The sequence below is a fragment of the Shimia sp. W99 genome (assembly GCF_053851455.3).
In genome coordinates, this window is record NZ_JBSQBU020000001.1 from 998145 (window position 1) to 1011427 (window position 13283).

At 61.7% G+C, this 13283-nt stretch carries 13 protein-coding genes; 7 read left to right on the forward strand and 6 right to left on the reverse strand.

The window, feature by feature from the left end:
• Positions 1-85: 85 nt before the first annotated feature.
• From ACS3QZ_RS04855 to ACS3QZ_RS04865, 3 genes are all read right to left on the reverse strand, one after another.
• Positions 86-1561, reverse strand: a complete 1476-nt coding sequence (locus ACS3QZ_RS04855; protein ID WP_456036813.1) for a carboxypeptidase M32 — start codon at positions 1559-1561, stop codon at positions 86-88.
• Positions 1562-1564: 3 nt separating this feature from the next.
• Positions 1565-2713 (reverse strand): heme A synthase, encoded by a 1149-nt coding sequence (gene ctaA / locus ACS3QZ_RS04860; protein ID WP_456036814.1) that lies wholly within the window; start codon positions 2711-2713, stop codon positions 1565-1567.
• A 69-nt stretch (positions 2714-2782) separates the two neighbouring features.
• Positions 2783-3529 (reverse strand): RNA methyltransferase, encoded by a 747-nt coding sequence (locus ACS3QZ_RS04865; protein ID WP_456036815.1) that lies wholly within the window; start codon positions 3527-3529, stop codon positions 2783-2785.
• Between the two features lie 131 nt (positions 3530-3660).
• Between ACS3QZ_RS04865 and ACS3QZ_RS04870 the strand changes: the two genes are divergently transcribed.
• Entirely contained in the window at positions 3661-3990 is a 330-nt protein-coding gene (locus tag ACS3QZ_RS04870) for a TfoX/Sxy family protein (protein ID WP_456036816.1), read from the forward strand.
• 55 nt (positions 3991-4045) lie between these two features.
• The gene (locus tag ACS3QZ_RS04875) at positions 4046-4663 is read left to right on the forward strand and encodes a thiamine phosphate synthase (protein ID WP_456036817.1); all 618 of its coding nucleotides are present in this window, start codon (positions 4046-4048) and stop codon (positions 4661-4663) included.
• Between the two features lie 4 nt (positions 4664-4667).
• Here ACS3QZ_RS04875 and ACS3QZ_RS04880 read toward each other — a convergent pair whose 3' ends face one another.
• Positions 4668-5813: a HupE/UreJ family protein gene (locus ACS3QZ_RS04880; RefSeq protein WP_456036818.1), complete on the reverse strand. Its 1146-nt coding sequence runs from the start codon at positions 5811-5813 to the stop codon at positions 4668-4670.
• Between ACS3QZ_RS04880 and ACS3QZ_RS04885 the strand changes: the two genes are divergently transcribed.
• From ACS3QZ_RS04885 to ACS3QZ_RS04900, 4 genes are all read left to right on the forward strand, one after another.
• Positions 5812-6630, forward strand: a complete 819-nt coding sequence (locus tag ACS3QZ_RS04885) for a DUF4198 domain-containing protein (protein ID WP_456036819.1) — start codon at positions 5812-5814, stop codon at positions 6628-6630. The genes ACS3QZ_RS04880 and ACS3QZ_RS04885 overlap by 2 nt on opposite strands.
• Positions 6631-6680: 50 nt before the next feature.
• Entirely contained in the window at positions 6681-7574 is an 894-nt protein-coding gene (locus ACS3QZ_RS04890) for a PfkB family carbohydrate kinase (RefSeq protein WP_456036820.1), read from the forward strand.
• Positions 7571-8491: a pseudouridine-5'-phosphate glycosidase gene (locus ACS3QZ_RS04895; RefSeq protein WP_456036821.1), complete on the forward strand. Its 921-nt coding sequence runs from the start codon at positions 7571-7573 to the stop codon at positions 8489-8491. The genes ACS3QZ_RS04890 and ACS3QZ_RS04895 overlap by 4 nt, the downstream gene beginning before the upstream one ends.
• A 72-nt stretch (positions 8492-8563) precedes the next feature.
• Positions 8564-9250, forward strand: a complete 687-nt coding sequence (locus tag ACS3QZ_RS04900; protein WP_456036822.1) for a DUF502 domain-containing protein — start codon at positions 8564-8566, stop codon at positions 9248-9250.
• Here ACS3QZ_RS04900 and ACS3QZ_RS04905 read toward each other — a convergent pair whose 3' ends face one another.
• Both ACS3QZ_RS04905 and ACS3QZ_RS04910 read right to left on the reverse strand, forming a co-directional pair.
• A complete protein-coding gene (locus ACS3QZ_RS04905; RefSeq protein ID WP_456036823.1) occupies positions 9251-10291 on the reverse strand; it encodes a patatin-like phospholipase family protein in 1041 nt (346 codons plus the stop codon).
• An 87-nt stretch (positions 10292-10378) separates the two neighbouring features.
• A complete protein-coding gene (locus ACS3QZ_RS04910) occupies positions 10379-11152 on the reverse strand; it encodes a 3-hydroxybutyrate dehydrogenase (RefSeq protein WP_456036824.1) in 774 nt (257 codons plus the stop codon).
• Between the two features lie 396 nt (positions 11153-11548).
• Here ACS3QZ_RS04910 and ACS3QZ_RS04915 point away from each other — a divergent pair, with 396 nt between their 5' ends.
• Positions 11549-13261 (forward strand): extracellular solute-binding protein, encoded by a 1713-nt coding sequence (locus tag ACS3QZ_RS04915; protein ID WP_456036825.1) that lies wholly within the window; start codon positions 11549-11551, stop codon positions 13259-13261.
• Positions 13262-13283 lie beyond the last annotated feature (22 nt).

Consider the following 13283-nt stretch of genomic DNA (forward strand, 5'->3'; position numbering starts at 1 on the left):
CGCGCGCCGCGCGCGCGACGGGGCAGCGCCCCCGCGCCGTAGGCGCCCAAACTGCGCGCCCTCAAGAGCGCACAATGAGATCCCGCTACAGCCCGTAGATCCCGCTGAACTTCTCTTCCAGATAGCTTAGCAACGGCTCAGGCGAAGGCACGATCCCGCTCGCATGTTCAATCGTCTCGCGCGGTGTCCGCAATCCGCCATGCCGTTGCAGGTTTTCCCGAAGCCAACCTGTCGCCGCCGACGTATCTCCCGTTGCCAATTGCGCATCCAGGTCCGGCACCGCCCGGCGCAACGTCTCGTGCAGACAACCCGCATAGACATTGCCCAGCGAATAGGTCGGGAAATAGCCAAACAACCCGACCGACCAATGAACGTCCTGCAACACGCCGTTGCTGGGCTTGTCCACCGCATAGCCGAAATCCGCTGCGAACCGATCGTTCCAGGCGGCTTCCAGATCATCCACCGACAGATCCCCTGCCATCAGCGCCCGCTCAAGATCGAAACGCAACATGATGTGCAGGTTGTATTGCACCTCGTCCGCTTCGGTCCGGATATAGCCGTCGTGGACCCGGTTCACCGTACCGTAAAATGCCTCTGCATCCGGGATGCCGAATTCGCCAAAGACATCGCGCATCTGCCCGAAAAGCCACCCGGTAAAGGCGCGGCTGCGGCCCAGCTGATTTTCGTAAATCCGGCTCTGGCTCTCGTGCACACCCATCGACACGCCCTGCCCCAGCGGCGTGAGCAGATAAGCCCGGTCGATCCCCTGCTCATAGGCCCCGTGACCGACTTCATGGATCGTCGAATAGAAACAGTTGAACGGGTCGAGCTCATTGGTCCGCGTGGTGATCCGCACATCCAACCCGGAGCCGGACGAGAACGGATGCACCGCCTTGTCCACGCGCCCATGGCTCATGTCATATCCAAACGCGCGCGCCAGCTGCCGGGTCAGCTTCATCTGCTTGTCTGCCGGGAAATGACCCTCAAGTGCCCTGGGCGCTTCGGCGGCAAGAACCGCTGCGCGCAAAGCCACCAGCCGGGGCCGCATCGCATCAAACATTGCGCCCAGCTCGACCGCGGTCATATCCGGTTCGTAATCGTCGATCATGGCGTCATAGACATCACCACCATCCGCCAGCGAATGCCCCTCCAGCCGCTTGAGACGGACCACCTCGTCCAGAACCGGCAGAAAGGCGGCAACATCTTCGTCAGCCCGCGCCTGCGCCCATTGGCCCTGCGCCCGGCTTGTCACCTTGGCGATTTCGGCAGCCAGATCACCGGGCACCTTGCGTGTCCGGGCATAGCTCTTGCGGATATGGCGCATCTGCGCCTGTCCAACCACGTCCAGCGCGGCGTCATCAATCGCCGCCAGCCAATCTGCAACTTTCGGGTCCATCCGGCGTGAATGCAGAACCGCTTCCATCGCCGCCATCTCCTCGGCGCGCTGCTCGGAAGCCCCGCGGGGCATCATGGTTTCCTGGTCCCAGCCCAGTCGCCCGGCCACTTGCGCCAGCGCTTCGGTCTGATGCTGGAAGGCCATCAACTCATCATAGGCAGACATGGATCATCCTTTTCGAATGGAGGTCGCAACCGGGTAATGCGCCAGGAACCGCGCCTTGAGGATCAGGGTCCAGACCAGAACTGCCATCACCTGGTGCACGATGGCAATCTCGACGGGGGCTGCATAGATCACCGTGGCGATCCCGATCACGAGTTGCAGCGCAACCCCGGCCAACAGCGTATTGAACGCGAACTGGGTACCCACGTGGGCCGACGCCCGGCTCCGCCGCCAGACAACAACCGCAAAGATCACAAAGAGATAACCCCAGATCCGGTGAATGAACTGCACCAACCCCGGATTTTCAAAGAAGTTGCGCCAAACCGGCTCGATCATGAAGGCATCCGGCGGAAATATCTGCCCGCCCATCAGCGGCCAGTCCGTATAGGACCGCCCCGCATCAATCCCGGCCACCAATGCGCCCAATAGAATCTGGATGAATCCCATGTGCAATAGCCCCGTAGACATGGAAAACAACTTGTCTTCCTTGCCGCGTCGCGCCTGCATCAGATCCCGTTCGCTCCGTCCCAGCAAAAGGATGTACCAGCCAATAAACCCGAGGATCACGAATGCCAGCCCGAGATGTGTCGCCAGACGATAACTCGCAACCGTCGTCACCCCCTCTCCCGAGGTTACCCCTGATGCGACCATCCACCAGCCCACCGCGCCCTGAACGCCGCCAAGGGCCCCGATCAGGAACAGCCGGCCGGTCCAACCCGTCGGGATCTGGCGCGCGACAAGAAACCCAAGGAACCCCAACGCCCAGACAAGGCCGATCACCCGGCCCAGCTGACGATGGCCCCATTCCCACCAGTAGATCGTCTTGAAATCGGCCAGTGTCATCCACTGGTTCTCGATCCGCCATTGGTCGATCTGCTTGTACTTGTCAAATTCCAACAGCCAATCCGCTGCGCTCATCGGCGGAATGGCTCCGGTCACAGGGCGCCATTCGGTGATGGACAAGCCGCTCTCGGTCAGACGGGTCAGCCCACCCACAGCGATCATGATCACCACCAGCGCAAACAACGCCATCAACCAAAGCCGGATCCCACGCCGCGCACCACGCGCGCCCTTGTCGATCACCCCAACAGCCTTCGGGGCCTCCTTAGGCGCCTCGCTGTCGACCTCTTCGAAAATACTGCGTTTCTGGCTCATGGTATCTCCCCGGAACTTGATAGCGACACTAGGCACGCCCCGGCGCGCCTTCAACCACCCCGTACGCGTTTAATCCGCGCGGTCTTTCCAACGCACCATCTGCCGCATGACACCATGCAACATCTGCACATCGGCCCGCGTGAGCGGCATCCGGCTCCACATGTTGCGCAGGTTGATCTTCATGCCTTCCGCCTTCTCGGGTGGGAAAAAGAACCCGGCCTCTTCCAGGCGATCTTCGTAATGGCTCTGCAAGGCTTCCATCTCGGCCCCATTGGCCCAATCGGTCTTGGCCATATCCACCCGTTCGGCCACGATCTCGGCACTGGCCCGGCGCCACTCATAGGCGGTCAGCAACACGCATTGCGCAAGGTTCAACGACGCATATTCGGGGTTCACCGGTACGTTGATGATCGCGCTTGCCCGCGCAATATCCTCGTTTTCCAACCCGGCCCGCTCCGGCCCGAACAGCACGGCGACCTTCTCTCCGGCGGCAATCTTTTCCGACGCCATCTGCATCGCGCGTTCCGGTGTCACCACCGGCTTGGTCAGCCCGCGCGCCCGCGCGGTGGTGGCAAAGACAAAATGGCAGTCACGCAGCGCTTCCTCGGTCGTGTCACACAACATCGCCTCGTCCAGTAGGCGCCCCGCGCCGCTGGCCATGGCCACGGCCCGTTCGTTTGGCCAGCCATCGCGCGGCGCGACCACACGCATCCGGTCGAGCCCGAAATTCAACATGGCACGGGCCGCCCCACCGATGTTTTCCCCCATCTGTGGACGCACAAGAACAAAGGCGGGCTGAGATGTGTCGCTCGGCATGTCATTCTCCACGAAAATCTGGCCGCTGATACCGCCCGTCCGCGCCACAAACAACCCGCCCCTCCTTCATTTTGCTACAAATACGCCCGCCGGAGGCATAAAATCACTGGCGCAAAAGGGAGACACAACCAATGGCCTATGATGAAGGACTTGCCAGCATCCTGCGCGACGACCTCGCCGAGAGCGAAAACGTGACCGAAAAGAAAATGTTCGGCGGGCTCTGCTTCATGCTGAGTGGCAACATGCTCTGTGGTGTGCACATGGGGGGCGGCATGTTTCGGGTGGGCAAAGACAACCATGCCGCCGCACTCGCCATCGAGGGGGCAAGCCCCATGGCCTTCACCGGGCGCCCGATGGGCGGGATGGTCGATGTGGATGAAGACCTGATGGCCGACGACACACGGCGCGGGCAAGTCATGGCCTTGGCGCTGAATTTCGTGACCAGCCTGCCAGCCAAGTAGCCAAGCCCGCGAATCCGCGCTATAGCGGCGCGAAGACCTTTCAAGGAGCCCGAAGATGGCCGATACCGAGCTGCCCCAGATCTATCTCATCACCCCGCCCGAGATCGAACTCAGCCGTTTTCCCGACGCGCTGGCGCGGGTGCTCGACTCGACCGAGATCGCCTGTGTGCGCCTTGCGCTTGCCACCCGTGACGAAGACCGCCTCTCACGCGCGGCGGATGCGCTGCGCGAAGTGACCCATGCCCGCGACGTGGCCATCGTAATCTCCGAACATGTGCTGCTATCCGAACGGCTGGGTCTCGACGGGGTGCACCTCACTGACGGATCGCGCTCAGTGCGTAAGACCCGCAAGGATCTGGGTGATGACGCAATCGTCGGCGCCTTCTGCGGCGCGTCGCGCCATGACGGCATGACCGCCGGCGAGCTGGGCTGCGACTACATCAGCTTTGGTCCCGTTGGCGCAACGCCGCTGGGGGATGGCACCCGCGCCGAACACGAACTGTTCGAGTGGTGGTCCCAGATGATCGAAGTGCCCGTCGTCGCCGAAGGCGCGCTGGACGCCGACATCATTGCCCGCATGTCCTCCGTCACCGAATTTTTCGGCATCGGCGAGGAAATCTGGCGCCATGACGATCCGGTGGCCGCACTCGGCGCTCTCCGGGCCGCGTTCTGACACCTCAGAGAAACACACGCTCCACGAACCACCACGCGCCAATAAGCGCAATCACCGCCGAGGCGGGCACGGCAATCCGTGTCCGGTACCATGGCATTTTCCCGAACCAGAAACCGACTGCGCAGAAGGCCAGCGCGATCACGGTCAACTGCCCAAGCTCGACACCAACGTTGAAACCCAACAAGGCCGGGATGAAGGTGTCTTCGGGCAACCCGAATTCTTCCAGCACAGAGGCGAACCCAAGCCCGTGCAGCAGGCCAAAGCCAAAAACAACCACCGGCCGCCACGGGCTGAGTCCGCGGCTCAGGATGTTTTCAATAGCTACAAAGTTGATCGAGGCCGCGATCAGCGGTTCGACGATGGCGCCGGGCACATTGACCCAGCCAAGCGCGCCCGCCGCAAGCGTCACCGTGTGGGCGAGCGTGAAGGCGCTGATCTGCCAGATCAGTGGACGCAGATGCAACGACAGGAAGAACAGCCCCAATACGAACAGGATATGGTCCAACCCCTTGGGCAGGATATGATCGAACCCCACTGGCACATAGGCAACAAAGCTTTGCCAACCCGACAAGGCATCGCCCCCCAGTACCGCGATCGGCGGGCTGGTCTCCCCCCCGTTCAAAAAGCCGGTATAGGGGTCTTCTACTCCGACCTGCCGCAACACCAACGCACCATGCCCCTCGGGCCAGACCAGCGTCACCTGCTGCGCCCCCAAAGGAATATCCGTGCGCAGTGTCACGACGGTCGCACGCGGCAGTTCGAGATCCGCCAACGGTGCCACCCGTACTTCTACAACCTCCCAGACCCCCGACACGTCGCCAGGCCGAAGGGTCACCCCCTTCAGCACATCCGGCAAGGCCGTGCGCAAACGCGCCTCGAAGTCGGCAACCGATAGCGCGCGCAGCGCGTCGTAATCATTGCCCCTGGCCACTTCGTCCGTATCGGTGATCTCATCCAGATTGAGGCCGGCCACAAATGCCTCGGCGTTCATACGCAGGCTCAGCTGCGCCTGACCATCCGCAACCTGCAAATCTGCGATGGTCGGAAGAACTTCATGGGCATTGGCAAGCTGCGCCCAAAGCCAAACCAGACTTGACAAAGTCAGCACGACAGGCAGCCTCACCCCGGTCCAACCAAGTGGTTTTCTCATGCTCCTGCCCCGCCTGTTCGTCGCCTGTTGCACCGCCTTCCTAGCAAGCGGCCCCGCTCTCTGCCACGAGTTTTGGATCGAACCGCATCTCTTTCAAGTGGATCCCGGCGTCACTTTCTCTGCCGATCTCAAGAATGGACAGAATTTTCAGGGCACGGAGTTTGCGTGGTTCGACAGCCGCGTGCTGCGCTCCGAACGCCATCTGAATGGCGACATTTCACAAAACACCGGACGCGCGGGCGATGTTCCGGCGCTGTCCCTGCCCACATCCGAACCCGGCCTGATGGTCATTCTTCACGAAACCACGCAAAGCGTTGTAACCTATCGAGATTGGGACACCTTCGCCGCCTTCGTTGCCGAAAAGGGCCTTGGCGATGCCCGCACTCTCCATGATGCACGCGCCCTGCCCGCCCCGCCGTTCAAGGAAGGCTACACCCGGCTCGTCAAATCCCTCGTCGCGATCGGCAGCGGCGCGGGCGCGGACAGCCACAAGGGGATGGAGTTTGAACTGGTCGCCCTTGCCAACCCCTACACCGATACAAAGGCCGCCACCCTGCCCGTACGGCTGATCTATCGCGATGTCCCGCGCGCCGACACACAGGTCGACATCTTTGAACGCACCCCGGACGACACGGTCACCACCCACCACCTACGCACCGATGCCGCCGGATTCGTTGAGGTTCCGTTGAAACCGGGACATGACTACTTGCTCAACGCAGTAATCCTGCGCCCCCCAGAGCCGGAGCGCACCAAGGACACAAGCATCGTCTGGGAAACCCTTTGGACCAGCATGACATTCTCACGCCCTGACGGTTGACGCATCTCCCGCCTTGCGTCGCCTCGCGATTTACGATCATAACCAATCCCATGACTCATGATCCCGATATCCTGTGCATCGGTTCCGTCCTCTGGGACGTGATCGGACGCTCCCCCAGCCATATGCGGCAAGGTTCCGACGTGCCGGGACGTATCACGCGCCTGCCGGGCGGCGTGGCCATGAACATCGCCATGACATTGGCCCGGTTCGGCCTGTGCCCCGCGCTCCTGACCGCGATCGGACAGGATGACGAGGGCCATGAACTGATGCGCGCCTGTGAGGCGATGGGTATGATCACGGATCACGTCTATCGCTCCGACGATCTGCCCACCGACAAATACATGGCCGTTGAAGGCGCCAACGGGCTGATCGCGGCCATCGCTGATGCCCATTCACTCGAAGCCGCCGGCGACAAGATCCTGCGTCCAATGCAAAACGGCATGTTGGGCGACGAGGACCGCCCCTATACCGGTTTCATTGCGCTGGACGGCAACCTGACCCAACGCCTTCTGGATCAGATCGCGCGCTCCCCCCTGTTTGACAACGCCGACCTGCGCGTCGCCCCTGCTTCGCCGGGCAAGGCCGAGCGTCTGCTCCCCTTCCTCACCCACGCCCGCGCGGTGCTTTATGTCAATCTCGAAGAGGCCGGGCTCTTGTGCCAGACCGAATTCACATCTTCGCGTGACGCCGCTCAGGCTCTGGTCGCACGTGGTGCCCGGCGCGCCCTCGTGACCGATGGCGGGAATTCGGCTTCTGATGCCACCACGGATGGCGTACTCACTCAAACCCCTCCCTCTGTTCTGGTCACCCGCGTGACCGGCGCCGGGGATACGTTCATGGCGGCCCACATCGCCGCAGAAGCTGCCGGATGCGCGCGCGACGAAGCCCTTTCACGCGCCCTGCAAGCCGCCGCCGCCTATGTTTCCGGAGAACACGCCACATGAGCCTCTTCACTCTTTCGCCAGAAGTTGCCGCCGCTCAGGCCGATGGCACCCCCATCGTCGCGTTGGAAAGCACGATCATCACCCACGGCATGCCGTTCCCGCAAAACGTCCAGGTCGCCCGTCAGGTCGAAGCCGACATCCGCGACAAGGGCGCTGTCCCGGCGACCATCGCAGTTTTGGACGGGACGTTGCATATCGGCCTGACCGACACCCAACTTGACCAGTTGGCCAAGGCCGAAAACGTCGCCAAGCTGTCGCGCGCCGACCTCGCCGTTTGCATGGCGCAGGGGCGCAATGGCGCCACCACGGTTGCCGCAACCATGATCGCCGCCCATTTGGCCGGGATAGAAGTTTTTGCCACTGGCGGCATCGGTGGTGTGCACAAGGGCGCGGAAACCAGCTTTGACATCTCCGCCGATCTCACCGAATTGGCCCAAACCCCTGTGACGGTTGTCGCCGCGGGCGCTAAGGCCATTCTCGATGTACCGAAAACACTTGAGGTGCTTGAAACCAACGGCGTGCCGGTCATCGCCTACCAACAGGACAGCTTTCCCGCCTTCTGGTCGGCCCGATCCGATCTCACCGCGCCCCTGCGGATGGACACCCCAACCCGCATCGCCAAAGCGCATGTGATGCGCGCCAGGCTCGGTCTTCAGGGCGGCCAGCTGGTTGCCAACCCGATCCCCGCAGACGACGAGATTCCAAAACAGACCATCGCCCCGATTATCGCCCGCGCAACCGCCGACGCGGTTGAACACGGCATCTCCGGCAAGGGCGTGACGCCCTATTTGCTTCAGCGCATCTTCGAGCTCACCGAAGGACGATCGCTCACGGCTAATATCGCGCTGGTGCGCAACAACGCCCGCCTCGCTGCCGAAATCGCTCGTGAAATCAGCGCGCTGAAATCACGCGGCTGAAGGATGCGCAATCCCGTTGAACACGCCCCGCGAAAGCCCTAACTAGAAACAGGCCTTACCGGGAACCCGCCCATGACCACACCCTTTGACGACCAACCCCCTCCCAAGCACCGCTCCGGTTTCTTCGGCGGGCTCAGGTCGAGCTTTCTGACCGGGATCGTCGTGATCCTGCCCATCGGCCTGACGATCTGGCTGATCTGGACGCTCATGGGGTGGGTCGACGGTTTTGTCCTGCCGTTGGTGCCCGACACGATCCAGCCCGAGAAGTACATCGGCATCAACCTGCGCGGTGTCGGCGTAATCATCTTCCTCGTGTTCACGATTATTGTCGGCTGGGTGGCCAAAGGGCTGATTGGCCGCTCGCTGATCCTGTGGGCCGAGGGTCTGGTCAATCGCATGCCCGTGGTGCGCTCGATCTATTCCGGCGCCAAGCAGATCGCCGAAACCGTCTTTGCCCAAACCGAGCGCAGCTTCGAAAAAGCCTGCCTGATCGAATACCCACGCCGTGGCATCTGGGCGATTGGCTTTATCTCGACGAATGCCAAAGGCGAGGTGGCAGAAACCGCTGCCACATCCAGCGCGCTGATGAGTGTCTTTGTCCCCACTACGCCGAACCCGACCTCGGGCTTTCTGCTGTTCTTTCCCAAGGACGACGTGATCGAACTCGACATGTCCGTCGAAGACGCGGCCAAGCTCGTGATCTCGGCGGGGCTGGTTTATCCCAACCCCAAGGATCCGACAAAGCCGGTCGAAAGCTGATCAGCCCACCATCCCGGCAAGATCGACTGTGCCCCGAAGATTGAGGTCCGCGCGACGCGCTTTGAGAAAAGCGCGCGCGGCGTTCTGTCCCGCGACTTTCAATTCAGCCAATACATAAGGCACCGGCGTGGTTTTGGTGGCGACCGACAAGTCGTTCATCAATCCGTCATCGGCGATCATGTGCACCTTCACATCCCGCTTTTCATCACGCGACAACCGCCCTTCGGCAATCAGGCGCTGAACAAACCCGATGGCGCGCAACTCGCTCATCAAGGACGCGTTGAAACTGATCTCGTTGACCCGGTTGGCGATCTGCTGAGGCGTCACCGGCAAGGTCTCCCGCTCAAGCGGGTTGATATTCACGATCACCACATCTTCTGGCAACTCGGGGCGAAAAAAGGGCCACAAGGCCGGGTTTCCCGTATAGCCCCCGTCCCAGAACGCCTCACGGCGCCCCGTTTTTGGATCGTCGATCTCCACGGCCTGGAACAGGGTCGGCAGACAGGCCGACGCCAAAAGAACGTCCGTGCTGATTTCTTCCCCCGAAAACACCCGCGCCTTGCCGCTGCGCACATTTGTGGCGCATATGAAAAGCTGCGGCCCATGAAGGTCGCACACCCTGTCATAGTGAAACTGCTCCGCCACACGCCGCAGCGGATGCGCATAAAACGGCCCGTAGACATAGGGCGTCATCATGCGCTGCATCAGGTCCGCCATCATGAAAGGCCAACTGCTTTCAAGCGCCCGACTGACCGCCCCCGGCCCCGGCCCAATGGCCCGCAACCACGCCTCGGCCCCCGGCGCCGTTACCGCGCCAAGTTGCCCCCAGAGCCACTCCAGGTTGGCCCTCGCCGCCTCCGGCCCGCCTTCCAGTAATCCTGCCTTGAGCGCCGCCCCGTTCATCGCCCCGGCTGAGGTCCCCGAAATGGCCGCGATCTCGATCCCCGGATCCTGCAACAGCACGTCCAGCACCCCCCAGGTAAAAGCGCCATGCGCGCCCCCACCCTGAAGTGCCAGGTTGATCCGCTTCTTTTCGGCCAAGCCCTGCCCCCAATTCTTCCTTTTGCCAGAAATATTCCGGGGGTGTGGGGGCTGGCCCCCACGTCGCCCCTTCGCCGACGTGCGCCTTTAAAGCGCGGTCCAGCCGCCATCCACCGAGATTGTCGTCCCGGTGATCTGTGCCGCCGCGTCCGAACACAGGAACACCGTGGTGCCGCCCAATTGCTCCACCGTGGCAAACTCCCGGCTGGGCTGGCGCTCCAGCATGACCTTCTTGATCACCTCTTCACGGCCCATATTGTATTTCTCCATCGTGTCCGGGATCTGAGCCTCCACCAATGGCGTCAGAACATAGCCGGGACAGATCGCGTTACAGGTGATCGGCTCTTCCGCCGTCTCCAGCGCTACGGTTTTGGTCATACCCACAACCCCGTGCTTTGCGGCGACATAAGCAGCCTTGAAAGGCGACGCGGTCAAACCATGTGCGCTGGCGATATTCACCACGCGCCCCCAGCCCCGCTTTCGCATATGAGGGAGCGCGGCAGCGATGGTGTGAAAGGCCGAATTCATGTTGATCGCGATGATCGCGTCCCACTTGTCCACCGGAAATTCGTCGATCGGTGCAACGTGCTGAATCCCGGCGTTGTTCACGAGGATATCGCAGCCGCCCGCCTGTTCGATCAAATCCCGGCAATCCGCGCCCTTGGACATGTCCGCCTTGATATAGCGCGCCTCGACACCGAACTCCTGCGCGATCCCGGCGGCCAGCGCGTGATCCTCTTCGCGGTCCGTGAACGAGTTCAACACCACGTTGGCCCCGGCCTTGGCGATCTCGCGGGCGATTCCCAAACCGATTCCCGAGTTCGACCCGGTGATGATTGCCGTTTTTCCAGAAAGCGTCATGCCTCATCCTTCCTCAAATGATTTGGCGCACCATAGCAATGCTGCACCAGCAAAATAAGAGGAAAGCGCTGCAATACGTAGTCTTACGGAACCTCGGGGGCGGCCAAAAAAACGCCCGCACAAGGCGGGCGTAAAGTTATTGAGGCAGGTTTCATACAGGCAAGAAACCTATCGAGCAGTGACTCCTTTATAAGCAATCCGGTGCCGACCTCCAAGCTAAAAGTTTGATAACCCACGAATCCCCGGTTACTTCTGGGGGCAATAAAACAAGGCCAAAGCAGGATTGTTCGGGCAATGACATCAGTATGTTTCCCCCTCCAAGGGGCCATCCGCGCAGCTTTAGCCGTTGTTTTCTTGGCTGCACCGGCTTTGGGCGAACCCGCCCATGGAATCGCAATGTACGGCGATCCCGCGTTACCGCCGGAGTTTGCCGCACTGCCCCATGCCAACCCCGACGCGCCCAAGGGCGGACGAATCGTGACCGGAAACACCGGGGGATTCGATTCGCTCAACCCGTTCCTGCGCAAAGGCACCTCCCCCTGGCAGCTCCGATTCTTTTCCTACGAGTCGCTGATGGGGCGCAATTGGGACGAACCATTTGCCCTCTACGGCCTTCTGGCCGAAACTGTGGAAACTGCGCCTGACCGCTCATGGGTCGAGTTCACCCTGCGCCCCGAAGCCCGCTTTTCCGATGGCAGCCCGGTCACAGTGGAAGACGTGATCTGGTCCTATGAGACCTTGGGCACCCTGGGCCACCCCCGCTATCTCAGCTTCTGGTCCCAGGTCGACCGGATTGAGGCGACGGGTCCGCACAGCGTGCGCCTTACCTTCAACACCGACAACCGCGAACTTGCCCTGATCGCAGGCATGCGCCCGATCCTGCAAAAGGCGCAATGGGCGGACAGGGATTTCACCGCCGCCACCCTGAATGACATTCCGATCGGCACCGGCCCCTACGTCGTTTCCGATTTCGAGGCGGGTCGCCACGTCACCCTGACTCGCGATCCGGCCTACTGGGGCCGGGATCTGCCCTTGCGCCGCGGCACGCACAATTTCGACGAGATCCGCATCGACTTCTACGGCGATGGCGACGTGCTTTTCGAAGCCTTCAAGGCAGGTGCCCTGTCCTACATGCGCGAGTTCAACGCCGAATCCTGGGCCAATCGTTACGGCTTTCCCGGCGCTTTGTCGGGCAACGTCGTGAAAACCGAAATCCCGCACCAGAAACCCTCGGGTATGACCGGCTTCGTGATGAACGCCCGGCGCGCGCCATTTGATGACATCCGTGTCCGTGACGCGCTGATTCACGCCTTCAACTTCGAATTCATCAACGACACGCTCACCGGGGCACGCCAACCCCGGATCACGTCTTACTTTTCGGGCTCGCAACTTGCCATGCAGCCCGGCGCCGCGACGGGTCGGGTTGCGGAAATGCTGGCACCTTTCGCGGATGATCTGCCCCCCGATACACTTTCGGGTTACACCCTACCCGCGTCGGACGGCTCGGCGCGCAACCGCAAGAACCTGCGCCGCGCCATGAAACTTCTAAACGATGCAGGCTGGGACGTGGTGGACGGGCAACTGCAAAACGCCGACGGCGAAGTTTTGACCCTCAACATCCTGCTCCGCCAGAGCGACACGCAGGACAAGGCGATCATCGACATCTACCGAAAATCGCTCGAACGCCTTGGCATCAAGGTGACCGTGACGCTTACGGACAACGCCCAATATACCCAACGGGTGAGCAGTTTCGATTTCGACCTCACCGATTTCCGCCGGGCATTGTCACTCAGCCCCGGCAATGAACAACATCTCTACTGGGGCAGCGACGCCGCCGATCAACCGGGGTCCCGCAATCTGATGGGACTCAAATCCCCGGTAGTGGACGGGCTGATCGACACGATGCTCACCGCCGAAACTCAGGAAGAATTCACCGCCGCCACCCGCGCGCTGGACCGTGTTCTGACAGCCGGGCGCCATGTGATCCCGATCTGGACCTATGCCGTCGGGCGCATTGCCCATCGCAAGGAACTACGCTACCCCGACACGCTGCCGATCTATGGCGACGGGGCCGAGTGGATGCCTGCTTTCTGGTGGTATCAGGAATAGCCCATCCGCGCTTGCCCGTTGT

Coding starts and splice junctions, on each gene's coding strand:
- ACS3QZ_RS04855 (WP_456036813.1), bottom strand. CDS start 1,561: ATGTCTGCCTATGATGAGTTGATGGCCTTCCAGCATCAGACCGAAGCG.
- ctaA (WP_456036814.1), bottom strand. CDS start 2,713: ATGAGCCAGAAACGCAGTATTTTCGAAGAGGTCGACAGCGAGGCGCCT.
- ACS3QZ_RS04865 (WP_456036815.1), bottom strand. CDS start 3,529: ATGCCGAGCGACACATCTCAGCCCGCCTTTGTTCTTGTGCGTCCACAG.
- ACS3QZ_RS04870 (WP_456036816.1), top strand. CDS start 3,661: ATGGCCTATGATGAAGGACTTGCCAGCATCCTGCGCGACGACCTCGCC.
- ACS3QZ_RS04875 (WP_456036817.1), top strand. CDS start 4,046: ATGGCCGATACCGAGCTGCCCCAGATCTATCTCATCACCCCGCCCGAG.
- ACS3QZ_RS04885 (WP_456036819.1), top strand. CDS start 5,812: ATGCTCCTGCCCCGCCTGTTCGTCGCCTGTTGCACCGCCTTCCTAGCA.
- ACS3QZ_RS04880 (WP_456036818.1), bottom strand. CDS start 5,813: ATGAGAAAACCACTTGGTTGGACCGGGGTGAGGCTGCCTGTCGTGCTG.
- ACS3QZ_RS04890 (WP_456036820.1), top strand. CDS start 6,681: ATGACTCATGATCCCGATATCCTGTGCATCGGTTCCGTCCTCTGGGAC.
- ACS3QZ_RS04895 (WP_456036821.1), top strand. CDS start 7,571: ATGAGCCTCTTCACTCTTTCGCCAGAAGTTGCCGCCGCTCAGGCCGAT.
- ACS3QZ_RS04900 (WP_456036822.1), top strand. CDS start 8,564: ATGACCACACCCTTTGACGACCAACCCCCTCCCAAGCACCGCTCCGGT.
- ACS3QZ_RS04910 (WP_456036824.1), bottom strand. CDS start 11,152: ATGACGCTTTCTGGAAAAACGGCAATCATCACCGGGTCGAACTCGGGA.
- ACS3QZ_RS04915 (WP_456036825.1), top strand. CDS start 11,549: ATGTACGGCGATCCCGCGTTACCGCCGGAGTTTGCCGCACTGCCCCAT.